Genomic DNA, 22,275 nt, shown 5'->3' with positions numbered 1-22,275 from the left:
GCCATGGTAATTGACAGAGCGTGAAAATTGTCTGATTGTGGTGCGGGACAGGGCCCGGAACCGGCCGGCATGCGACCGGCCGAGTCAACTGGGTGAAAATCCGAGGCTGTTCGACGGAGCCACCTGTCGCTGTGCCGCATGCGTCCAGGCGGCCCGGGCTGGCAAGCCTCGCTGTGCCGCCCAAGGAGTGCCGAGGCCTCCGCAATGAAATCCGCCACGGCCGGCCTTACCGGAGCGGCGGCGCGACCCCCTACTTTTTCAATTCGCTCAACGCTGAAGGAAATCCGATTTGGTGTACTACCGACAACAGAATCAACCGGGCTGTGGCGGTTGTCTGCTCATTCTCGTCATGGTGGCCCTGGTCACCGGCGGCGCCCCCGCCCTGCTCAACCTGTTCGGCTTTTTGCTGTATTCCGGCCTGGCCGGGGTGCTGGTGCTGTTCGCCGCGTTTTGGGGCTTTACCTATTACATGCGGCGGAAAGTCGCCAGCTACGAGGCCTCGCAGACCGAAAGCCACAACCGTTTCGTGTTTTTGTTGGTCAACATCCTGGTCAAGATCGCCCAGGTCGACGGCCATTTCACCCGGCCGGAGTTGAACGCCATCCTCAATTTTTTCCAGTACCATCTCCGTTACAACCAGGAGCAGATGTACTGGGTCAAGCAACTGGTCAAGGAGGCGCGGGACAATCCCACCGACCTGGGCCAACTGCTGGAGGAGTTCCGCAACGGATTCGCCTATGAACCCCGACTGATCCTCCTGGAGCTCATCTATCAGATCATCCATACCAAGCAGCCGCCGCCGGCCGACGAATTGCGGCTGGCCCGCGAGGTCGCCCAGGTTCTGCAGATTTCGGTGTACGACCAGCGGACCATCGAGGCCAAGTACATGTACCGCCAGCGGCAGGAGGCCGCCAGCGCCGGCCAGCTGGAGGAGCAGTACTACGCGGTGCTCGGCCTGGAACCCGGAGCCGATTTCGCCGAGATCAAGAAAGCCTACCGGAAATTGTCCATGCAGTACCACCCGGACAAGGTCGGCCATCTGGGCGAGGAGTTCAAGAAGGTGGCCGAGGAGAAAATGAAGGAAATCAACGTGGCGTACGGCTATTTCGAGAAGAAGTTCGCCAACGGCAGATAGCCGGGCGAAGAGCGGGAGACGCGGCCTGGCGCCGCGGCTTTTCGCGAGGCGTCACGGAGTCACGTTTCACCAACCCCAACAAGTGAGGGCAAGCAATGAGCGGTGTGGCCAAGAAGATGCAGGCGTTTGCGGAGCAATCCTCCTGGATTCGGAAGATGTTTGAGGAAGGGGCCCGGATGAAGGCCGAGTTCGGTGCCGACAAGGTGTTCGATTTCAGTATCGGCAACCCCGATGTGCCGCCGCCGGTCAAATTCTATACCGTGCTCCGCGAACTGGCCGCCAACGAACAGCCGGGCGTGCATGGCTACATGCCCAACGCGGGCTATCCCTTTGTCCGCGAAGCCCTGGCCAAGCGGCTCGGGGTCGAGCAGGGCGTCAAGCTGGGCGAGGGCGACATCCTCATGACCTGCGGCGCCGCCGGCGGCTTGAACGTGATCTTCAAGGCCTTGCTCGATCCCGGCGACGAGGTGATCATCCTCTCGCCCTTTTTCGTCGAATATAAATTCTATATCGACAATCACGGCGGCGTGGCCAAGGTCGTGCCCACCGACAAGGAATTCAACCTCGACCTGGCGGCGATCGAGGCGGCGTTGACCGCCAAAACCAAGGTGGTGCTGATTAACTCGCCCAACAACCCCACCGGCCAGATCTATTCGGCGGCCTCGCTCGGCCAGCTCGGCCAGATGCTCGACGCGGCGGGCAAGCGGTTGGGCACGACCATCTTTCTGGTGTCCGACGAGCCCTACCGCAACATCGTCTTCGACGGCCACCAGGTGCCGCCGTTGATGCCCACTACCACCAACGCCATCATCGCCTCTTCGTACTCAAAGGAGTTGGCCCTGCCCGGCGAGCGCATCGGCTATCTTGCCGTTCATCCCGACATGGCTGGCAAGGCGGAGGTGGTCGGAGCCCTGACCCTGGCCAACCGCATCCTCGGTTTCGTCAATGCCCCGGCCCTGATGCAGCGGGCCGTGGCGCAGCTGCAGGACGTGTCGGCGGACAGTTCGGTCTATGCCCGGCGACTGGATGTGTTCTGCAAGGTGCTGGACGAGGCGGGCATGAGCTATGTCCGCCCCAAGGGTGCCTTTTATCTTTTTCCCCAATCGCCGATCGACGATGTCGAATTCTGCCGCCTGCTGACCGAGCAGAAGATCCTGGCGGTGCCGGGCCGCGGCTTCGGCCTGCCCGGCTACATCCGCCTGTCGTTCTGCGTCGACGAGAAGGTGATCGCCGGCTCGGCCGCGGGTTTCAAGAAGGCGATGGCGCTGGCCAGGAAATAGGCGCCCGCAACCATCTCTCAACAACAAACAAAAAGGCCGTCTTCGCGAAGAAGACGGCCTTTTTGTTTGCCCTTCCACCTTGGTTCGCTATCCTCGGTCCGCCTTGCGGATGACCTCGCACAGGTCGTGGGCGATGGCGGTGATCTCCTGTTCGTCCTCGCCCTCGGTCATCACCCGGATCACCGGTTCGGTGCCCGAGGCGCGGACCAGGACGCGGCCGCGTTCGCCCAGTTGTCCTTCCGCCTTGGCCAGGGCCTCGGAAAAGCCGGGGATGAGTTCCGGCGGAATTCTCGAGGCCATGCGCACGTTTTTCAGCACCTGGGGGAAGGTGGACATGATCGTGGCCAGCTCGGACAGGGGCTTGTTTCTCTTGATCATGATCGCCAGCAGCTGCAGGGCCGCCAGGGTGCCGTCACCGGTGGTGTTGTGGTCGAGGAAGACCAGGTGCCCCGATTGCTCGCCCCCGAAGTTGTAGCCCTTGGCCCGCATGGCCTCGACCACGTAGCGGTCGCCCACCTGGGTGCGGACCATCAGGCCGCCCATGGCGTGCATGGCCTGCTCCAGGCCCATGTTGCTCATCACTGTGGCGACCAGGGTCTTTTTCTTCAGCTTGCGGCGGTGCATCAACTCGCTGGCGCAGATGGCCATGATGTGGTCGCCGTCGACGATGTTGCCGTGCTCGTCGCAGACGATCAGCCGGTCGCCGTCGCCATCCAGGGCCAGGCCGATGTCGGCCCCCAGTTGCTTGACCTTGGCGGCCATCAGTTCCGGATGCAGGGCCCCGCACTCGTGGTTGATGTTCTTGCCGTCCGGGTCGATGCCGATGGCGGTCACCTTGGCGCCCAGCTCGGAGAAGACGTGGGGCGCGACCTTGTAGGTGGCGCCGTGGGCGCAGTCGAGGACGATGTGGAAGTCGTCGAGCACGTAGTCCCTGGGGAAGGTATTCTTCAGGTAGACGATATAGCGGCCGGCGGCGTCCTCGATCCGCGAGGCCTTGCCGACCTCGTCGGCCACCGGCCGGAGCGCGGCCATTTTCTGCGAGAAGATCAGGTCCTCGATGTCGGCCTCCAGCTCGTCGGGCAATTTGAAGCCGTCGGCGGAAAAGATCTTGATGCCGTTGTCCTGGAAGGGGTTGTGCGAGGCCGAGATCACCACTCCGGCGTCGGCCCGCATCGAGGTGGTGATGAAGGCGATGCCCGGGGTGGGCAGGGGGCCGACCACCTGCACGTTGACCCCCATGGAGCAGATGCCCGCGGCCAGGGCGTTTTCGATCATGTAGCCGGAAAGCCGCGTGTCCTTGCCGATGACAATGGTGTTGCCCTTGACCTGGTTCTTGACGATGAAGGCGATGGCCCGGCCGATCTGCATGGCGATCTCCGAGGTCATGGGATAAATATTGGCCACGCCGCGCACGCCGTCGGTTCCGAAAAGTTTTTTCATGGGTCGATCCTGTTGGGGTTGGGAGAAAAAATGCACTCCTGGGGAAAGATCAAGGGAAATGGGGCCACGGTCAGGGCTGCAGCCGCACCTTGCTCGGGGTGACGGTGCGGATGACAATGGGGCTGTGGCCCGGAAGACTGACGCCGCGAACCTGGACCGGGGCCTCGCCGCCGCCCTTATCCGCGGGCGGCCCGGCCGAGGCCCGGAACAAGACCGACAATTCCGGGGTGATCTGGACGATCTGCTCCGGAATCTCAGCCTCGACCGTAACCGTGGTTGGCGAGAATTTCGCGGCACTGCCGATGTCCTTGCCGTCGATCAAGATGCCGCGCACGGTTTTTTTCAGCATGGTCTCCTTGAGGGTGACGTTGGCTTCGATCACGGTTTCGCCGATCAGGTTGAGCAGGGCTTCGCTGAGGTTGAGATGGGCCTGAAAGGTGCCGGAGCTGTCGAGCCCGTCCAGATTGATCACCGAAGTCTTCAGCACGCTTTCCTTTTCCAGCGCGGCCTGGGGTCCGCTCACGGTGATTTGCGGCGGCTTGAGAGTCAGGCTTTCCAGGACGAAACCGGCAGCCGGCTTGCCCTTGGTCACCGGAATGATGGGGAAATCCTTGCGGACCAGCCGGTCAATCAGCAGGGTGATGTTGGCCGGCTGCACCCGTTGCACCGCGATCCCGTTCGGCAGGGGGATGGAGTCCTCGTCGTTTTTCACCACCAGGGGACCGGGCTCGGCCTTGCTCAGGTCGACCGGCCGGGAAATGTTCTGCTGCCGCATCTCCTGGATCAGCCGCCTCGGACCGCTGACCACCACCTCGATGTCTTTCTTGTACTGATTGCCGACAACCAAGTTGGACGGAAGATTGCGAAGTTCAAGCGGAATGGTCACGGCCAGGTCCAGGCGGTCCTCGGCGACGACAAAATACCAGAGACTGGCGCTGATGAGCAGGGACAGCAGCTTGAGCAACCAGTGCTTGGTGATGAACGAGAAATCAGGCTTTCTTGTCATGGGCTCGCAATTGAGTCAGCCAGGAGAGCCAGCCGCCGGTGGCGGCGCTCGGAACCAGCAGTTCCTTGAGGGTGGCGGTCAGCGATTTGTCGTCGTGGAACGGGGTGATCCGTCCGTGCTGGACCAGGGAGATTTCCTGAGTCTCCTCGGAAACCACGATGACGATGGCGTCGGTCTCCTCGGACAGGCCGAGGGCGGCGCGGTGGCGGGTTCCGTAGCGTTTGTCTATGCGTTGGTTCTGCGACAACGGCAGCAGGCAGCCGGAGGAATGGATGCGGCCCTTGTGGATGACCACCCCGCCGTCGTGCATGGGGGAGGCGGGAAGAAAGATGGCCACCAGCAGCTCGTGCCGCAGGCGGGCGTCGAGGCGGTGGCCGGTGGCGACCAGGTCGCGCAGGCCGGTGTCGCGCTCGATAACCATCAGCGCGCCGATCCGCCGTTTGGCCATGTAGGCGGCGGCACGGACGATTTCCTCGATATCCTTCTCGGCCGCGTCGCTGGCCTTGTGCAGAAACGGCGTCTTGCCCATCTGGGTGAGGGCGCGGCGGATATCGGTTTGGAAAAGGATGACGAGCACCAGCAGGATCGAGCCGAGGAAGGTCTTGAGCAGCCAATGCAGCGTCTGCAGTTGGAACTTGCCCGCCAGGACATAGATGATAATAATGAGGGCGATGCCGACCAGCATCTGCACGGCCCTGGTGCCGCGGATGAGCAGCATGGTCCGGTAGATGACGTAGGCGACGATGAGGATATCGAGGATATCCCGCAATCGGATGGAATGGATCGCGTCGAGCATGCCTGGTAACGTGGAAAACAATGAAGAAGAACAGGTAGCTATTTGTAGCATGCCCGCTGTCGCTTGAACAGGGGAAAGTCGTTTTCGGCCCCGGCGAAATGCATTGAAACGCATGGGGCGGCTGGCGATCCGCGATGGGGCGAGTCCGCGATGCCTAGGCCCGGAGGTCGAGCAAAAACCAAGGAGCCATCATGATCGAGGAATTGGTGCGCCGGACACGGACCGTGCGCCGTTTTGTGGAACAAAAGCCGGTCGAGACGACGCTTCTGCGCGCCTGGGTCGATCTTGCCCGGCTCGGCGGTTCAGCGCGGAACGCCCAGCCGCTGAAATACATGATCGTCACCGAAGAAACGCAGCGAACCCGGCTCTTCCCCCTGCTCGGCTGGGCCGGATATCTGTCCGACTGGCCCGGTCCCGGTCCGGGGGAACGTCCGGCGGCCTATATCGTCTGCCTGCTCGACACCGGCTTGGCCCGGGGGCCGGAGAGCGAGGCCCATTTCGACCTGGGCATCGCCACCCAGAATCTTCTGCTCGGTGCCGCGACGCACGGAGTGTTCGGCTGTCGCATCGGCGCCTTTTCCGCGGACAAGGTTCATCGCCTGCTCGAACTGGAGCAGCGCTTCAAGGTGCTGCTGGTGCTGGCGCTTGGCTATCCGGCCGAGACCGTGGTGGTGGAAGAGGTGGGGCCGGATGGAGACATCCGCTATTGGCACGACGCGCTGGGAGTGCATCACGTGCCCAAACGATCGTTGACGGAGGTGCTGGTCTGCCCTCCGATGCCGAAATGAGCCACACCGCCATGCTGCAGCTGCTCGGTTTGTTCTCCTTGGTCACCTTTGTCGGCAGTCTGGTCGCCGTGCCCTGGCTGATCGGCCGGATGCAGCCCGATTACTTCGTCACCCACTGGCACCGGGTCAACGACCGTCATCGACGACACCCGGCCCTGGCGGTGGCGATTTGGCTGGCGCGCAACGGCATCGGCTTGTGTCTGCTGGTGGCCGGTATCGCCATGCTGTTTCTGCCCGGGCAGGGGCTGCTCACCATGCTGGTCGCCATCTGCATGATGGACGTCCCCGGCAAGCGCCGCCTTCTTGATCGGTTGATCGGTTATGACAGCATCCAAACCGCCCTGAACTGGGTGCGGCGGAAGCAGGGAAAGGAGGAATTCGTTTTTCGAAACCGGGACGACTGAACACATCGCGATACGAAAAAGGCGGGTTTGGTTTGTTGATAACCTGAAAACCGCCTTGTGCTTGCCCATTTTTCGTTTTTTTCTTGAAAACGGAAAATGGGCATTTTTTATCCGAAAATATGAAAAAAAGCCTGCGGTTGGTTTGCGGATACTTTTTTCCGCCATAAAGGAGCGAGGTCGCCGTATTGCGGGGTGATGACGGTATCTATCTGTTATTAATTGAAATATTGTAAAGTTATTTTTGTTGTTGCCGGCAAGGTGTCGGGATGTCGATGTAACTGTCGTGGTATCTCGACGGTGTTTCCGGTCTTTTCCGTTTTTCTGTGTTAGCGAAAAGGTGAAAGGCGGAGAAAAGAACGAAATTTTTTGACCCTATTTTTTAACTTACTGATTATCTGATGTATTTTTTTATGTCCAACTTGGCATGGCGTGTGCATTTCCCGGAAGCAATGAATTGAGAAGCACCCATACTGCAAACGGCGCCACAGAGCAGCCTTGTCGGTACGGGTTGCATGGGATGAACACCTGTCGCTAATGGCTTGAACTCAAGGAGGACACAATGAAAAAGGTACTGATGGGAATGGCGGTTGCCGCGATGATGGTTGGGGTCAGCAATACGGCTTTGGCGGACAGGCTCTCCGTGTTCGATGCAAGCTGGAGCGACATGACCGTGCAAACGGGGAACAACGGCCATCCGGAAGATTATGTTCCCGGAAACGGCCAGGTGTATCCCGGCTATGGCGGCCAGCCCTTCGATGCCGAATATTTCTTGTATAAGATTCAGGGCAACAGCCTTTTCGTCGGGCTGCAGACCGGCTTCAATCTCATTGACGGCCAGCAAAAATATGACGGCTCGTGGTATTATTCCGGTGATCTGTATCTTTCCTTCGACAATTCGCCCACCACCTATGAATATGCGGTCGATTTCCAGACCAATGGCGGTAGGGGCACGAACAGCGGCGACGAGGCATTCAAGCAAGTCAGCAAATCCAGCAGTCCGACCTATGGAGAGTCCGGCCCCTATCTCGTTACCGAAGGTTCCGTGATCGCCGGGGTGCTGCAGGGAATCAGCAACGGCAGCGGGCAGTATGTCGACACCGTTGTCGACGCCATTTCCGGTTTGCAGACTTCCTATTGGACCATCGTCGAACTTGATCTTGCCGCGCTCCTTGGTGTCGATTGGGCAAGCAAGGGCTTGACCCTGGGAACGCATTGGACCATGTCCTGCGGTAACGATGCGGTCAAGGGCGTTGCCCAGGTCGACCCGGTTCCCGAACCGGCGACCATGCTGCTTTTCGGTACCGGCCTGCTCGGTTTGGCCGGTGCCGCCCGCAGGCGACAGGCCGCAAAGTAAGCTTCCAAACATTCTCCCTATCTTTTTTCCTCCTTCCAGGAGCAAGCGCGCCGCTTGCTCCTTTTTTTTGTTCAAAGTTCGGGCTAAGCCCGATTCCGTTCATACTGTCTGGCCGCAAACAACTTGACCGCGATTGACGTCTGTTGGTCATTCCGACGAACGCAGAGAGCAGGACTCGCATAGTCGCATGAAATTTGGACAGAATGCCGTCTGGCCTGGCGTGGGCTGGCAGCTTGAGAGGTTTTGAGCATGCCATAAAAAGGTCTTCGTCATTTTCCTGATTGATTGCCACTCAAATTCTGCCGATTGCATCCTGGATGGTATTCTACTGAAATTTCTTGAGAATTTTCCTCGCCGCGTTTGTTGAAACGACCAACAAAGGGCGTTCGGGACACGGATAACGCTGGCCGCATGGTCATTTCGAACGTAGTGAGAGATCTCGTTTGCTCAACGGCTTTCCGGAGCGTCAGGAACACCGCCGATCGCTGTGTAAACGAGCTTGATTGAGGTGCTGGTAATCAGATTTTCCTGAAGTACCGCATAAAGTAAGGATAATGGCAACTGGAAAATTGTGAAGAAGCGCAATGCCTATGACAATGACGTCGTAAAGTGGCGCATTGAGAGGTTCGAATACCGCGTCCGCATTACTACGGATTTTGTCCGACTGCGCTGGTGCGGGCAAGAGCAAGGTGGGTTGTTGCAGCCGGTATCGGCGATGCGACTTTATGTCGGTAGCAGTTGTGGCTTGCGGCGGCATCGGGAATAAAACGCCATGAAATGATCAGCCGAAGTAACCAACTGTCGAGAGCGTTGTGAGACCGGCCTGCGGTCCGATGACATTTGACTGTCGAATGTGTCGCATCCTTGCTTCTGTTGATATGAGGGAGGTGGTGAAAGATGTAGGTGGGGGGAAATGGTTAATGACGTCATCGCGATCTGATGGATGCCTCCGCGTTGACCCGGTAAATGAAGCCTTGCTCGTGGAGAAAGCTGTATAGCAAGTCGCTTGTATTCGGGCATTCAGCAACAGGGGCGGAGATGCTGTCAGCTATGGCTGTTCCTCCGAATTGGCAGGCCCGGCGAAAAGAAATCGGCTGCCGATGGGCAGGTGAAAGTCCGCGAGACGAGGCTCGCAGACCTGGCAAGGCGGATCGAGCTGCATCGCGTTCAGGGTAGCGGGTTTTTCGCCATCGCAACTTGGAGAGACGGTAATTTTTCCGCAGTTGCGGAAGAGCACGGCAGATTATTATCAGGGACGACTTGGTTGTCAGTCAGGAAGAAGTGGTAACGGGTTTGAATACCTATAAAAACAAAGCCCGGCAGGAATCCTGCCGGGCTTTGTTCAAGCAATACCTACTTTTGGTGTATAGCTCAGTTGGAGCTTTTGCGGCGAGCTGCGCCAGCCAGACCGAGCAGGCCAACTCCGAAGAGCAGCATGGTGGTTGGTTCGGGAACGGGGTCAACGGATTCGACCATTACGACCAGGTCGTTAAAATCAAAATCGCTGCCATTCTCAAAGGCGAGAACATATTCATTGTTTGTCCATGGACCAGGTTTCCAGTCACCAATTTGTACCGTATCTCCTGTGCCACGGAAAGCATACATATGATCAATGCCACCTTGATTCAAGGTGCTATCGGAATAGTATGTTATACCGTTAAAGTTGATGTAGTAACCAAATGTTCCGCCTGTAAAGGTTCCTGCTTGGTCGAACAAATTTCTCACAACAGTACCATCGTCTAAAATACTTACGGTTGCGTGTTGTCCGGCAGATGTTTGCGATCCGGAAAACAATTCAACAAAATTATTTTTATTGCTGGAGTCGTAAATACCAAAAGTACTTCCAGTGCCCAATCCCGCTATATTGAGAACCATAGTCGCAAATGACCCACCCGATGCCGTGATATTCCAATAAGAATCATTGGTATCGCTCATCATGTCTGTGGTAGCATTGACGCTACTTGGGCCTCCGACAGTGATGCCATTCAACGTGTCTTGCAAGGTTGCCTGAGCAGTACCTGCCAACAACCCAAGCCCTGCCACTGCGATCAACGCACTCTTCAACAATTGCTTCTTCATGTTTCCCTCCTATGGGTGTGATGTATTTGATCAAGACAAGGAACATTTTTTTCGTTGCCAACTTTATTCATCATTCGTGCCAGTTTGGCAGAGGTTGTTTCTTTGGCGCTTGTTATTTTTCAATATATTTTGTTAATTCAACACGTTGCTTGATTAACCAAGCTACGGTTTTTCTCTGGCAAAACAAAGTTTATTCCGAACAAGGCTTTTTTAGTATTTCGGGGTTAGCCCGATCAGCAGAAATAATACATAGTCGCTTTTTTTCCACGGGACAAGAACGGAATTTTTCAAATTATTATATATATTTCATATGGTTATTTGTGAATTTTAGTTCCGATTTTTCGGAAAAACGAATTGGGGCAAATGGTTCGATTTGCCTTGGCAATTAAAAGTTCTGCTTCGTAATTTGCTGTTTTTATGAATTTATTCTTGCCCTTTTTCAAGGGATGGGATGGAGGTGGAACGGGCTGTTCTCTTGTTCGTTATTCTGGTTAATCGCTGTGTCTGCAAGATGGGGAGTCTGGAAAAAGCGAGCAATTGCTGTCTTTGTTTGTGTTTGGATGTGGAAAAAGATATATTTTTTGTTTAATTTCAGGATGATATCCTCGTAAAATAGTTCCGGGGTTTCGGAAAAACAGTGGGGCTCGGGGCGGTTTTGTTTGCGGAAACGGAAAAAAATGTTCTCCGGGGGCAAAGATGGCGGCACCGTCTGGTGCCTTGGGGTGGCACGCAAGATGGCTGGCTACTTCTTGGCGGGAGCTGCTACTCGTTATTTCGGCAGTTGTTGGCACAAGTGAGGTCATGCTTGCGCCATTAATCGAAGTTTGGGGCAGGGAAGGTGGAAAGGTGGAATTTATTACTGTTATTCTAAGATGTTATCCTGATGGATATATTTCGGTATTCCGGAAAAAGGTGACGCGGGCGGGGTGAAATCGTTCACCGGAGCGGAAAAGTGCCGTGGTCGGTGTCAGGCAAAAAATGGAGAAAATTGGGAATGTTGGGTTGATTGGAGTCCAGTGCTGAAGACTGGACCTCAGGGGACGGCGGGATGATGCCCGGTAAAAGCGATGCCGGAGTGGAAAAGAAAGCTACTTTCAATGGGTTTTGACCAAACCACCCGACCGATGCCTGCGAGGGAATCGGTGCTGTCCTTGATTACCTCAAACCGGAGGGCGGTTTCAGGGGGAAGCAGTTGCCTGGTGGCAAAACGGATGCCATGGGCGCTGAAGTCCACGGTCCAGGCGTCATCCTCACGAATCGAGGGGAGTTGATCATTGTCGGTTATTTCCGAAAAACGGAAGACATGGTGGGTCGGAATCCGCACCGAACGGCGCCGGTTGCTCGCGAGGAGCCCGTTTGACGCACGCAGCCGATCGGCTGCGGCCAACAGTTCATACTGACCGCACAAGGCATACTGGCTGGTCTGGCAATAGGTGGCTATGTGGGCGCAAACGGGTAGATAAATCCCCTCCTCGATCAACAGGCAGGAGCGGCTTTCCGGTTCCCAATAGGGGCAGACAAATTCAGGACCGGACTTGATGATTCCGCCCTTTCGCCTGGTCTTTTCAAGAAGTTCATAAGCGTGCATAAATTGTTTTCTGCAAGGAACATACCGAATTGTCGGGCGGATATTTTTCTTTTCCTGTCAACGGCGGGGGCTTTTGGCTGCAAGCGCGGAACCGGGAAGAGGCGGGCACTGATGACGGCAGGCGGCAGGACGGTTGGCCATGGCGCCCTTGCCTTCGTTGCCGTGTGGCCGGGATGGGAACGAGTGAGGCAAGGCCATGGCGCCCGATTCCTCCTTTGATCATTTTTCCCGCGATCTCACGGCAATGGCCGCGCGAAGCCTTTTCGTGTCCTCGCCTTTGGTGCGACAGAATTGGACATTTGCCAAATCCACAGGTATATACAGAAGCCATGCTGTCAGCGGGACCGGAATGCATGGCCCCGCAGAAATCTGAAGCCGCCTGGCCTGCCGTGACTGCGCGCAACGAGAATTCCCGTGCCGGGAACGCGTTGCCCCTCCATTTCTTGTGCCGCGGCACGGGCGGGACTTTGCTGGACGATGCCCTTGCATCGAGGAGAAAAAACCGTGAGTGATCTTGCCCGCTACGTCAAGGGCCAGGACCCGGACCGGGATGCCTGGTTGACGAACTTTTTCACCGAAAACCACCTGGCCTACGAAACCTTCCCCGGTGAGGTCGCCTCGCCGGAGCAGCTTAAGTTCATCGTCCATCTCGAGGACGAGCAGGTGTACTATCCGTGTTCGGACGAACTATTTCGCGCCATCATCGAGAAGCGGGCGGACACGGTGCTGACCTCGGCCTATATCGGCATCTGGACCCGGCTGGAAAAGCTGGTGCGCGAGGTGGTCACCGATCCCTACAAACAGAGCTACCTGCTGAGCCTGCTGACCATCAAGTTCAACCACGAAACCATGCACAAGATCCAGCTACCGGGGCGGATCGAGAAACGGCTGCTGAGCATCTTCACCACTATCAGCGAGATCGGCCGGCCGCTGGCAATCGAGCGGGAGCAGGAAAATAAGCGGGTGGCCGCCTTTTTGAGATCGGAGGCGTTCGAGCAGGCCTTCAATTCCCAGGAAGGCCTTGAAATAACCGATCAAACCACCTTGACCGACATCGATCTGCAATTGCACCTGCTGCGGCTGCGTCGCCTGTTCCAGCTCAGTTCCATGCGGCCCCTTTGGCGGCAGGACCAGCCACCGGACATCGACACCATCCGCAAAGTGATGAATAAGCCCTTGGAAACCCCGGAGTGGCAATGGCTCTGCAACTGGCTGCGGGATGTGATCGCCGGTCGGAGGCAACCCTGCGTGCTTTGGGTGGGCGGCCGTTCGGGCGAGATTGTCTTCGATTTGGCCATTCTCCGCATTTTCATGAAGATCGGCATCAAGGTGATCCTGGCGGTCAAGCAGGATTTCTATTACCACCGGGTTTCCTTTGTCGATCTGCTTGAAGACCCGACCCTGGACGAGCTGATCGAGGATGCCCACATCATCGGCGATCCGAAAATTTCTAAGAACGAACTGCTGCGGCAACTCGACAGCGACAACCGCTTTCTGGTCATCTCCGACGGCACCCGCGAGCCCTTCAATCCGCTGCTGACCTCGGTCACCTATGCCCGGGCGTTCAAGGAGGCCGATCTGGTGGTCTACCGCAATCCGGGCGGCAGGGAGAGCATCTCCAACCATTTTCAATTCACCCGCGATATTATTTCCATCATCCCCGCCGATGACGGCGAGGTCGATATCCTGCTCAAGCTCCGCCACCCCAAGGCGGTTCGCTTCTCCCGCGCCGAGTTGCGGCGCATGGCCCAGGATCTGATCGACATGGTCGAGCAGGAAAAGGCCAGGGGCAAGAAAATCATGTTCTACTCGGCCATCGTCGGCTCGATTCCCGGCCAGCTCACCACTGCCAAGGAAATCTTGAACGTCTTTGTCGAATACCTGCGCTCCTCGCTTCACGAGGTGGTCATCATCAATCCGGGCGAGCATTTTATCGAGGGCATGGACGCCGACGACATCATGTACATGTGGGAGATTTTCCAGCGGTCGGGCAATATCGACATCTGGCGCTTCCAGAGTGTCGACGACATCGTCAAGTCTTTCGAACTGATGGGCAGGAAGGTGCCGCCCGAGTGGACCGGCAAGGACGCCACCTATTCCACCGGCTGCACCAAGGAAATGGAGATCGCGCTCCAGATTCAGAAGCAGTACCCGGAAATGCAGCTGATCGGCCCGGGCTACGAAAAATTCCAGCGCCGCAAGGAATACGGCGTGGGCAAACTGTACGACCGCACCCTGGCCTGAGGCGCGGCGGACAGTCGATCACCGGGCGGCCCGGCCCGGATGGAAGCAGGATTGGATCACGTATTTTCAGTAGGATGACGGCATGGCAAGCACCAGTGGACTCAGTTTTCTCGACGCGACCTTTCGCGCCATCTATCCCCAGGACGCGGCCTGTCGCCAGCAGGCCGAGGAACGGCTGGGGCAATTGACCATGCCCCACTGGGCCTTGGGCGATATCATGGATCTGGCCGTTGACCTGGCCGGGATGACCCGTTCGCTTGCGCCGCCGGTGGCCCGGAAGAAAGTGGTGGTCATGGTGGGCGATCACGGCGTGGTTGCCGAGGGCGTTTCCCATTATCCGGCCGAGGTTACCGCCCAGATGGTCCACAACTTCGTCCGCGGCGGCGCCGGGATCAACGCCCTGGCCCGTTGCGCCGGGGCCGAGGTCTGCGTGGTCGATGTCGGTGCCCACGACGATTTTGCCGATCTGGTGCGCAGCGGAGCGGTGATCGCCAAAAAAATAGGCCGGGGCACTGCCAACATCGCCCTGGGGCCGGCCATGAGCCGGACCCATGCGGTCATGGCGGTCGAGGCCGGGATCGAAATCGCGGGCAGTTTGGCCGCAACCACCGACGTGTTCGCCACCGGCGAGATGGGAATCGGCAACACCACCCCCAGCACCGCCATCGCCGCGGCGTTCACCGGCAGGAGCGTGGCGGAACTCACCGGCCGGGGTACCGGCATTGACGATATGCGGCTGCAGCGCAAGATCGAGGTGATCGAAAAAGCCCTGGCGGTCAACAAGCCCGACGCCAAGGATGGCCTTGATGTGCTGGCCAAGGTGGGCGGTTTCGAGATCGGGGCCATCGCCGGCCTGATCGTCGGCGCCGCAGCCCAGCGCAAGCCGGTGCTCATCGACGGCCTGATCGCCACCGCCGGGGCGATGATCGCCGTTTCCCTGGAGCCCTTTGTCCGCGATTTTCTCGTTTGCGCCCACCGAAGCGCCGAGCCCGGCCATGGCGCGCTGCTGGAGAACCTGCGGCACAAGCCCCTGCTCGATCTCAACCTCCGGCTGGGCGAAGGTACCGGCGCTGCTTTGGCGATGCCCTTGCTGGATGCGGCGGTGGCGGTTCTGACCGAGGTGGCGACCTTTGCCGAGGCCGGGGTCAGCGGCGTCGCTTAATCGATGTGGGTGTGATGCAAGTACGGGAAGTTGTCTCCCCAATGGGGCGATTCTTGACGCTCGCGATCGGGCATGTTACATTAGCACTGTGGCTAACGTACTAGAATCCGGGGAGTAAGTTGTGAAGAACGCCATTGCCGCCCTCACATTATCCGTTGCCGTGTTTAGTGGCAATATCCCGCCCGTCACCGCCGGAGATGCCTTGGCGTCGGTGGCGACAGGACCGGCCGCCGGCCATACCTATTCCTATGAAATACCGTCTTCGTTGAATTCGGAAGAGCGGAAATGGTTCCAGATCTTTCAGGAGGGCAATCTCCTGTCCGAAGGCTGGCAGGACATCTCCGCCGAGATCCTCGCCAAAACCCCGCCGGAACAGCGTCCGGCCCAGAAGGTGGCGCTGGATAACCTGGGCAAGAAAATCGGCATGGAATGGTGCCGTCCCAATGCGGTACGCAGAGTCGATTCCTCCATGCTGGTGGCATGGGGCGACATCCTCCGCACCACCGCCCGCAAAAATCCGCAGCAGCTCGCCATGGCCATTGCCTATATCGATCAGAAAGTCGACGCCGCCCTTGATTGATCGTCTTCTTGTTCCCGTTGTTCACCGCTTTCCGGTTGTTCCGTCCCGTCTTCGCTTCGTTCCACCCTGCAGGCCAACTGTCCCCGCCGGAGCATGATTGTCAGTTCGTCGCCGGGACGGACCTGCGCCGCCTCGGTCACCAGCCGTTGTTTTTTTCCTGAAGTCCGCACGATGGCATAACCCCGCGCCAAGGTGGCCAACGGACTGACCGCCTGGAGGATTCCCGCGGTCCGGGCGAGTTGCTCTTGGCCGGTGCGGATTCGGGTGGAAACGGCTCGAACCAACCGGGTGCCGAGCCCGTGCAGCTGTTGTTCGCGCAGGGCCAGGAGACGGCCGGGATGGAAGGGCGCCAGCCGGAGCACGGTTTGGTTGAACCGATGAGTCCGTTCGGCCAGAAGGGTGTTCAGACCACGGTCCAGGCGCGCGTGCAACTGGTCGAGCCGCAGTCGCAGCCGATCCAGGGGATACGGCATGGCCATCAGCCGCTGGCGGGCCAGCCGCAACCGTTGCTCGTTCCGGTCGATCCCGTGTCGCAGGTTGCGGCACATTTGGGCCTGCAACCGGGCCAGGCCGACGCGCAGGGCCTCGCCGTCCGGGACCAGCAGCTCCGCCGCCCCGCTGGGGGTCGGGGCCCGGAAATCGGCGGCCAGGTCGGCGATGGTGAAATCGATTTCATGGCCGATCGCGCTGACCACCGGCACGGTTGAAGCCCGGATCATCCTGGCCAGCGTCTCGTCGTTGAAGGCCCACAGATCTTCGGTCGAACCGCCTCCCCTGCAGAGGACGATCAAGTCGGTGGCCAGACGGGCGTTGACGATCTCGATGGCCCGACCCACTTCCGCCGCCGCCCGGTCGCCCTGCATGGTCGCCGGGTAGACCGCGATGCGGATCGGCGGAAAACGTCGGGTAGCGATGCGGATGAAGTCGTGGACCGCAGCCCCCTGGGGTGAGGTGATCAGGGTGATGTGGGCCGGGAAGGGCGGCAGGGGGCGTTTTACATGTTCGTCGAACAGGCCTTCGGCGGCCAGTCGCCGCTTGAGCGCCTCGAAGGCCTCGTGGAGCGCGCCCGCGCCCTGAAGCTCCAGGGTGTCGGCAATCAACTGATACTCGCCCCTCGGTTCGTAGACCGAGATCCGGCCCCGGCAGACCACGTGCATGCCGTCCTTGGGAGGCTGGGCCAGGTATCGTTGCTGCATCTTGAACAGCACCGTCCTGATCTGGGCGCCGGCATCCTTGAGGGTGAAGTAGAGGTGGCCGGAAGAGGGCCGATGGAGATTGGAAATCTCGCCGGCGACGCTGACAAAGGGAAAGCGGCCCTCCAGCAAGGTGCGGATGGAGCTGTTCAACTCGGTGACGGTGAGGACGCGGCGGTCATCCATGAACGGTTCGGGAGGCGGAATGGCCGAGCGCAAAGGCATGACGGGGTGTCGGCCGGGAAAAAGAATGAAGCGGGCTTGCCATGGAGGGGCTCCGGTCAGAAAAACGCGCGGCCAGGTCCGCGCCCATTGCCGGCGGCTGGTTGGAGGCCGGCCGTGTTGGGGGTTGGTTTTTGCGACATGGTCGCCTTTGCCTGATGCTTTTTTTTCTCGCCGGGGTATAATCGGCACGCTGTGTGCCAGGACAAAACTTTTCCTTTTGTACCGGCATGGCCGGCTCCGTGCAACGGGTATTTTTCCGGCACGGCACCGGCACCGAAGGGATGCCGGCAGCCGGTTTTCCCTTTTTCCCCACGGCCGCGCGCGGCCAGATCAGATCAACATCACCAGGGAGCTCGTGCCGCATGGCGGACCAGAATTCCATCGATCGGGATGCAATCAAATTCCAGCCCCTCACCCCGGTGGGATTGCTGGAACAGTTCAACCTGCCCCGCAAGACCGTTTTTTTCATCCGGCGATATCAGCAACTCATTTGGCTGGTGGTCGTGGCGGTTTTGGCGGCGATTCTCGGCACGGCAGGGTTTTCCACCTGGCGCGAATACCGGGAGGAAAAGGCGGCTGCGGCCTTGGATGGCGCTCTTGCCGCCAAGCAGGACAACCGGAAGCTGCTCGACCAGGTGGTGCAGGATTTCGGCTCGACCGCCTCGGGGCGCTGGGCGCGGATCGAGCTGGCCTTTCTCGATGAGAAAGAAGGGCAGCGGGCCCAGGCGATCGGCCGGTTGACGGAGATCAACGCCAGCCTGGCGGCGGGGACGCCCCTCAAGCCGCTGGTGTTGACCAAGCTGGCCGGGTTGTGCGAAAACGACAAGCAGTTCGACAAGGCCGTGGCCTTCAACACCGAATTGGTCGCCCTGGGCGACAATTTTGCCGCCACGGCCTATCAGGCCCTGGGGCGGTTGAACGAGCAGATGGGCAAGAAGGACGAGGCGGTGGCCATGTACAACAAATATATGGAACTTACCGTTGTCCAGCCGGGACAGTCGATGGCCAGCCCGATGCGGGACATGGTGCAGGCACGACTCAACCAGTTGAAAAAGTGATGGATATTATTCAAAAGCCTGAGGAGATGCAGGCGTGGTCGCAGGCCCGGTCCCGGGAAGGCGGGACCATCGCCCTGGTGCCCACCATGGGGTTTTTCCACGAAGGACACCTCAGCCTGATGCGGCGCGCGGCCGAGCTGTGCGACACGGTGGTGGTGAGCCTGTTCGTCAATCCCACCCAATTCGGGCCCAACGAGGATCTGGACCGCTATCCCCGCGATTTTGAGCGCGATATGGAGCTGGTCCGCAAGGAGCCGGTGGCCGCGGTGTTCGCCCCGACCCCGAAGCTGATGTATCTCTCGGGCTTCCAGACCGAGGTGCGGGTCAAGCAGCTGTCCACCTGTCTCTGCGGCAAAAGCCGGCCGGTCCATTTCGCCGGGGTGGCCACGGTGGTGACCAAGCTGTTCAACATCGTCCGGCCCGAGGCGGCGGTGTTCGGCGAGAAAGATTTCCAGCAATTGGCGATCATCCGCCGGTTGGTGGCCGACCTCAACATCCCGGTGCGGATCGTCGGCCATCCCATTGTCCGGGAGGCCGACGGCCTGGCCATGAGTTCCCGCAACGCCAACCTCGACCCGGCCAACCGGGCGGCGGCGCTCAGCCTGTCCACCGCCTTGCAACTGGTCCGGGACGAAGCGGCCCGCGGCGTGCGGGCCACGGCCGAGCTGGAGCGATTGGTGGCGCGGCATATCCATTCCTTTGCCGGCACGGCCATCGACTATGCCAGCTTTGTCGATGGCGACAGCCTGGAGGCGGTCGAGGCGGTCGATGAGCGGACCATCCTGGCCCTGGCGGTACATGTCGAGGGCAAGGCCGGCAAGGTGCGCCTGATCGACAACGGTTTCATCCTGCCGCAATAGCGGTGCGATACGTGTGGCCGGGCTGCGTGGCGCCCGGCTTTTCCTACGAACAGATAAGAGGTTGATTGTGCCTGGTTTCGAGATTTTTGGCGCCGAGGAAAAAGCGCAGGTGATGGATGTTCTGGAGAGCGGCGTGCTCTTTCGCTATGAGTTTGCGGATCAACGCAAGGGGATGTGGAAGGTGCTCGAATTCGAGCGGGCCTTTGCCGCCTACACCGGGGCGGGGCACGCCCAGGCGGTCACTTCGGGAACCGCCGCCCTCAAGGTTGCCCTGGCGGCGCTCGGCGTGGGCGAGGGCGACGAGGTCATCACCCAGGGCTTCACCTTTGTCGCCACCTGGGAGGCGATTCTCGACTGCGGCGCCGTGCCGGTGTTCACCGAGGTCGACCTGACCCTGAACATGGATCCGGTCGACCTGGAAAAGAAGATCACCCCGAGGACCAAGGCGATCGTCCCGGTCCACATGATGGGTGCCCAGGCGCGCATCGAGGCGATCAAGGCGGTGGCCGACCGGCACAACATCCCGGTGCTGGAGGACACGGCCCAGGCGGCCGGCGGCCGGTTGAACGGTCGGCATCTCGGTACCTTCGGCGCGGTGGGCACCTTCTCCTTCGACGCAGTCAAGACCATGACCACCGGCGAGGGCGGCATGTGCATCACCAACGATCAAACCCTGTGGCGGCGCATGTCCGAATACCAGGACCACGGCCACGACCACGTGCCCAATCCCGGCGGCCGTGGCGGCGAGAGCCGTTCCTTTGTCGGCTTCAACTACCGGATGATGGAGATCCAGGGCGCCATCGGCCTGGCCCAGCTGGCCAAGCTGGACCAAATCGTCGCGGCCCAGAAAAAAAACAAGGCCTTTTTCCGGGAGGCGGTGAGCGTGCTGCCCGACGTCCAATTCCGGGAAATCCTCGACGAGGCGGGCGATTCGGCCACCTTTCTCACTTTCCTCCTGCCGGATGCGCAGCGGACCACGGCGGTGAACCAGGCGCTGCGCGAGGCCGGCGCGAGCGCGGTTCGCTGGAGCGAGAACGGCTGGCACTACTATCCCAATTGGGAGCATTTGCTCGGCAGCAAGACCTATTGCCAGGGCGGTTGGCCCTTCAGCGTGGGCGGCAAGCGGCGGGTGGTCTACGATCCCCAGGCCCTGCCGGCTTCGGCGGCGCTCATCGAGCGGGCCTTGACCTACCAGGTGCCGATCCTGCTGCCGGAAGAGCAGAAAACGAAGATCGCCGCGGCGCTGAAAAAAGCGGCCGCCATCTGAACATCCTTTGCCTCCGGTTGATGCGGGCACCGAGGCGGCCGCGTCAACCGGATAAGTTCTCCTTTCCCTTTCCCACGTAGACGTCGAACCGGACAGCCTTGCCCCTGAGGGTGTAGCTGGGGACCAGGGCCGCCAGCGGGCCTGTCTTGAGTGGCCGCTTGACCACCACCTTTCGCGGCGAAACGGCCAGGGCTGAGGGCAGCAACGCTTCGGGATCGCAGTCCTTTCGGTCGAGCAGCTGCAGCAGCCGCAGTTCCTGCCCGACCAGGGCGGACTTGGTCCGCTCCGGGAACATGGGGTCGAGAACAATCACGTCCGGCAACTCGGCTAGCCGGGCAAGCTGCTCGCGGGCATCGCCCACCATCAACTCGATGCGGCCGGCCGTTGGTGCCAGGGCGGGGCTGTTGCGCGCCCGTTCCAGGCCGTCGGCCAACAGGGCGGCCACCACCGGATTCAACTCGAACATCTGCACCCGGCACCCGGCGGCGGCCAGCAGAAAACCGTCGCGGCCGAGACCGGCAGTCGCGTCGATGACCAGCGGCTGGCGGCAGCCCCGCACCTTGGCGGCCTGGACCAGCAATTCCCGGCCGGGATGCAGCAAGCGGCGGCGGAAATCCCGCGCGGAAAAATCGACCATCAGCCGGCCCGGCAGCAGCGGATCGTTCGGCTTGACAAGCTCCAATCCCTCCGATCCGAATCGAAGCAGAAGCGTTGCCGCTCGCGAATCCTCGACCAGCGGGAGGCCGAGCGCCTCGGCCAGGCATTGCGGACGATCCTCGCCGCGATGCGAATCGGCGAGCAGGGCGAGGGGAAGAGGATCGGGCGTCGTCAAGGGAGGCGGGAAGGGGGGATGAATGGTTGCCGATTGCCTTTTGGATGCCCACACAGTATCATAGATAATCACTGAAAAGCAAACCAATGTTGGCCGAGCCCGTCCCTGGGGCTGGATCGGCCGCCGCGCAGGAGCCGACGATGCCCCTGCGCCGGATTCCGTCTTCCCGAACAACCGCACATAAGCCGATGAGCATTGTTGAACCCAAGGTAGTTGCAATTATCCCGGCACGTTACCAATCAAATCGTTTCGAGGGCAAACCGCTGGCCCTGATTCAGGGCAAGCCCATGATCCAGCATGTGGTAGAGCGGGCCTGGCGGGTGCCCATGCTTTCCCAGGTGGTGGTGGCCACGGACGACGAGCGGATCGCCAAGGCGGTGGAAGGCTTCGGCGGCTCCTGGGTGATGACCCGGCGCGACCATACCACCGGCACCGACCGGCTGGCCGAGGCGGCGGAACGCATCGGCATAGCGGACCAGGACGTGGTGGTCAATATCCAGGGCGATCAGCCGCTCTTTCCCCCGACCATTGTCGAGCAGGTGGCCGGGCCGTTGATCGCCGATCCCTCCCTGCCGATGGCGACCCTGATCTACAGGATCGTCCGGCCTGAGGAGATCGCCGACCCCAACCATGTCAAGACCGTGTTCGATTGCCACGGCAACGCCCTGTACTTTTCGCGTTCGCCGATCCCGTTTCAGCGCGACCCGGGCGAACCGCAGCAGCCGACCTATTACAAACACCTGGGTTTTTACGCCTATCGCAAGGGATTTCTTCTCGCTTTTGTCGGCCTGCCCGAGGGGCAATGGGAGCGATTCGAAAAACTGGAACAGTTGCGCGCCCTGGAGTTCGGTTATACTATCCGGGTGGTGCTGACCAGCCACGATTCGGTAGAGGTCGACACCCCGAACGATCTGTTGCGGGTGGAACAACTGCTTCTGACGCAAGCGGCATAGGCACCTATACCCGAAGCCCGGAGCCGTGCCC

Annotated in this window: 19 protein-coding genes; 12 read left to right on the top strand and 7 right to left on the bottom strand. The window is 59.8% G+C overall.

The features are described from left to right. Positions 1-292 precede the first annotated feature (292 nt). Both RMR13_RS00660 and RMR13_RS00655 read left to right on the top strand, forming a co-directional pair. Complete coding sequence (locus RMR13_RS00660; protein ID WP_310598749.1) at positions 293-1,135, top strand: DnaJ domain-containing protein; 843 nt, start codon at positions 293-295, stop codon at positions 1,133-1,135. Between the two features lie 95 nt (positions 1,136-1,230). Then, entirely contained in the window at positions 1,231-2,415 is a 1,185-nt protein-coding gene (locus RMR13_RS00655) for a pyridoxal phosphate-dependent aminotransferase (RefSeq protein WP_310598709.1), read from the top strand. 87 nt (positions 2,416-2,502) lie between these two features. Here RMR13_RS00655 and glmM read toward each other — a convergent pair whose 3' ends face one another. The 3 genes from glmM to cdaA all read right to left on the bottom strand — a co-directional run bounded on the left by glmM (position 2,503) and on the right by cdaA (position 5,657). Continuing rightward, entirely contained in the window at positions 2,503-3,855 is a 1,353-nt protein-coding gene (gene glmM / locus RMR13_RS00650; protein ID WP_310598708.1) for a phosphoglucosamine mutase, read from the bottom strand. A gap of 70 nt (positions 3,856-3,925) precedes the next feature. Beyond that, complete coding sequence (locus RMR13_RS00645) at positions 3,926-4,861, bottom strand: CdaR family protein (protein WP_310598707.1); 936 nt, start codon at positions 4,859-4,861, stop codon at positions 3,926-3,928. Further along, on the bottom strand, positions 4,845-5,657 hold the full coding sequence (gene cdaA / locus RMR13_RS00640) for a diadenylate cyclase CdaA (protein WP_310598706.1): 813 nt from the start codon (positions 5,655-5,657) through the stop codon (positions 4,845-4,847). Before cdaA ends, RMR13_RS00645 begins: the two co-directional genes overlap by 17 nt. A 191-nt stretch (positions 5,658-5,848) precedes the next feature. Here cdaA and RMR13_RS00635 point away from each other — a divergent pair, with 191 nt between their 5' ends. The 3 genes from RMR13_RS00635 (at position 5,849) to RMR13_RS00625 (ending at position 8,203) form a co-directional block, all read left to right on the top strand. Next, positions 5,849-6,445: a nitroreductase family protein gene (locus RMR13_RS00635; RefSeq protein WP_310598705.1), complete on the top strand. Its 597-nt coding sequence runs from the start codon at positions 5,849-5,851 to the stop codon at positions 6,443-6,445. Further along, a complete protein-coding gene (locus RMR13_RS00630) occupies positions 6,442-6,849 on the top strand; it encodes a PGPGW domain-containing protein (RefSeq protein ID WP_310598704.1) in 408 nt (135 codons plus the stop codon). Before RMR13_RS00635 ends, RMR13_RS00630 begins: the two co-directional genes overlap by 4 nt. Positions 6,850-7,408: 559 nt before the next feature. Beyond that, on the top strand, positions 7,409-8,203 hold the full coding sequence (locus RMR13_RS00625; protein ID WP_310598703.1) for a PEP-CTERM sorting domain-containing protein: 795 nt from the start codon (positions 7,409-7,411) through the stop codon (positions 8,201-8,203). A 1,371-nt stretch (positions 8,204-9,574) separates the two neighbouring features. On the opposite strand, the gene RMR13_RS00620 is transcribed toward RMR13_RS00625, so the two are convergent. Together RMR13_RS00620 and RMR13_RS00615 are read right to left on the bottom strand one after the other, a co-directional pair. Beyond that, entirely contained in the window at positions 9,575-10,282 is a 708-nt protein-coding gene (locus RMR13_RS00620) for a PEP-CTERM sorting domain-containing protein (RefSeq protein WP_310598702.1), read from the bottom strand. Positions 10,283-11,315: 1,033 nt separating this feature from the next. Beyond that, positions 11,316-11,870: a PilZ domain-containing protein gene (locus RMR13_RS00615; protein WP_310598701.1), complete on the bottom strand. Its 555-nt coding sequence runs from the start codon at positions 11,868-11,870 to the stop codon at positions 11,316-11,318. A gap of 504 nt (positions 11,871-12,374) precedes the next feature. Between RMR13_RS00615 and RMR13_RS00610 the strand changes: the two genes are divergently transcribed. The 3 genes from RMR13_RS00610 to RMR13_RS00600 all read left to right on the top strand — a co-directional run bounded on the left by RMR13_RS00610 (position 12,375) and on the right by RMR13_RS00600 (position 15,856). Then, positions 12,375-14,114 (top strand): hypothetical protein, encoded by a 1,740-nt coding sequence (locus tag RMR13_RS00610; protein ID WP_310598700.1) that lies wholly within the window; start codon positions 12,375-12,377, stop codon positions 14,112-14,114. An 82-nt stretch (positions 14,115-14,196) separates the two neighbouring features. After that, positions 14,197-15,276 carry a nicotinate-nucleotide--dimethylbenzimidazole phosphoribosyltransferase gene (cobT, locus tag RMR13_RS00605; protein ID WP_310598699.1) on the top strand — a complete coding sequence of 360 codons (1,080 nt, stop codon included), beginning with the start codon at positions 14,197-14,199 and terminating at the stop codon, positions 15,274-15,276. A 121-nt stretch (positions 15,277-15,397) separates the two neighbouring features. Continuing rightward, complete coding sequence (locus RMR13_RS00600) at positions 15,398-15,856, top strand: hypothetical protein (RefSeq protein ID WP_310598698.1); 459 nt, start codon at positions 15,398-15,400, stop codon at positions 15,854-15,856. Here RMR13_RS00600 and xseA read toward each other — a convergent pair. Continuing rightward, entirely contained in the window at positions 15,829-17,235 is a 1,407-nt protein-coding gene (gene xseA, locus RMR13_RS00595; RefSeq protein WP_310598697.1) for an exodeoxyribonuclease VII large subunit, read from the bottom strand. The genes RMR13_RS00600 and xseA overlap by 28 nt on opposite strands. 401 nt (positions 17,236-17,636) lie before the next feature. Between xseA and RMR13_RS00590 the strand changes: the two genes are divergently transcribed. The 3 genes from RMR13_RS00590 to RMR13_RS00580 all read left to right on the top strand — a co-directional run bounded on the left by RMR13_RS00590 (position 17,637) and on the right by RMR13_RS00580 (position 20,459). Continuing rightward, positions 17,637-18,332, top strand: a complete 696-nt coding sequence (locus tag RMR13_RS00590; RefSeq protein ID WP_310598696.1) for a tetratricopeptide repeat protein — start codon at positions 17,637-17,639, stop codon at positions 18,330-18,332. Continuing rightward, positions 18,332-19,192: a pantoate--beta-alanine ligase gene (gene panC / locus RMR13_RS00585; protein WP_310598695.1), complete on the top strand. Its 861-nt coding sequence runs from the start codon at positions 18,332-18,334 to the stop codon at positions 19,190-19,192. Before RMR13_RS00590 ends, panC begins: the two co-directional genes overlap by 1 nt. 67 nt (positions 19,193-19,259) lie before the next feature. Further along, positions 19,260-20,459, top strand: a complete 1,200-nt coding sequence (locus tag RMR13_RS00580; RefSeq protein WP_310598694.1) for a DegT/DnrJ/EryC1/StrS family aminotransferase — start codon at positions 19,260-19,262, stop codon at positions 20,457-20,459. Positions 20,460-20,502: 43 nt separating this feature from the next. On the opposite strand, the gene RMR13_RS00575 is transcribed toward RMR13_RS00580, so the two are convergent. After that, positions 20,503-21,291, bottom strand: a complete 789-nt coding sequence (locus RMR13_RS00575) for a class I SAM-dependent methyltransferase (protein ID WP_310598693.1) — start codon at positions 21,289-21,291, stop codon at positions 20,503-20,505. A 188-nt stretch (positions 21,292-21,479) separates the two neighbouring features. Here RMR13_RS00575 and kdsB point away from each other — a divergent pair, with 188 nt between their 5' ends. Next, positions 21,480-22,244: a 3-deoxy-manno-octulosonate cytidylyltransferase gene (gene kdsB, locus RMR13_RS00570; RefSeq protein ID WP_310598692.1), complete on the top strand. Its 765-nt coding sequence runs from the start codon at positions 21,480-21,482 to the stop codon at positions 22,242-22,244. Positions 22,245-22,275 lie beyond the last annotated feature (31 nt).

Origin of the sequence: Desulfobulbus sp., from assembly GCF_031547805.1 — a bacterium.
Taxonomy (GTDB): domain Bacteria; phylum Desulfobacterota; class Desulfobulbia; order Desulfobulbales; family Desulfobulbaceae; genus Desulfobulbus.
The sequence above is the reverse complement of the archived record's forward strand: the minus strand, read 5'-3'. Positions and strand labels throughout refer to the sequence as shown.

Excerpts from the sequence above, each read along its gene's own strand:
- RMR13_RS00655 (WP_310598709.1), top strand. The coding sequence starts at position 1,231 with ATGAGCGGTGTGGCCAAGAAGATGCAGGCGTTTGCGGAGCAATCCTCC.
- glmM (WP_310598708.1), bottom strand. The coding sequence starts at position 3,855 with ATGAAAAAACTTTTCGGAACCGACGGCGTGCGCGGCGTGGCCAATATT.
- RMR13_RS00645 (WP_310598707.1), bottom strand. The coding sequence starts at position 4,861 with ATGACAAGAAAGCCTGATTTCTCGTTCATCACCAAGCACTGGTTGCTC.
- cdaA (WP_310598706.1), bottom strand. The coding sequence starts at position 5,657 with ATGCTCGACGCGATCCATTCCATCCGATTGCGGGATATCCTCGATATC.
- RMR13_RS00635 (WP_310598705.1), top strand. The coding sequence starts at position 5,849 with ATGATCGAGGAATTGGTGCGCCGGACACGGACCGTGCGCCGTTTTGTG.
- RMR13_RS00630 (WP_310598704.1), top strand. The coding sequence starts at position 6,442 with ATGAGCCACACCGCCATGCTGCAGCTGCTCGGTTTGTTCTCCTTGGTC.
- RMR13_RS00625 (WP_310598703.1), top strand. The coding sequence starts at position 7,409 with ATGAAAAAGGTACTGATGGGAATGGCGGTTGCCGCGATGATGGTTGGG.
- RMR13_RS00620 (WP_310598702.1), bottom strand. The coding sequence starts at position 10,282 with ATGAAGAAGCAATTGTTGAAGAGTGCGTTGATCGCAGTGGCAGGGCTT.
- RMR13_RS00615 (WP_310598701.1), bottom strand. The coding sequence starts at position 11,870 with ATGCACGCTTATGAACTTCTTGAAAAGACCAGGCGAAAGGGCGGAATC.
- cobT (WP_310598699.1), top strand. The coding sequence starts at position 14,197 with ATGGCAAGCACCAGTGGACTCAGTTTTCTCGACGCGACCTTTCGCGCC.
- xseA (WP_310598697.1), bottom strand. The coding sequence starts at position 17,235 with ATGGATGACCGCCGCGTCCTCACCGTCACCGAGTTGAACAGCTCCATC.
- RMR13_RS00590 (WP_310598696.1), top strand. The coding sequence starts at position 17,637 with ATGGCGGACCAGAATTCCATCGATCGGGATGCAATCAAATTCCAGCCC.
- panC (WP_310598695.1), top strand. The coding sequence starts at position 18,332 with ATGGATATTATTCAAAAGCCTGAGGAGATGCAGGCGTGGTCGCAGGCC.
- kdsB (WP_310598692.1), top strand. The coding sequence starts at position 21,480 with ATGAGCATTGTTGAACCCAAGGTAGTTGCAATTATCCCGGCACGTTAC.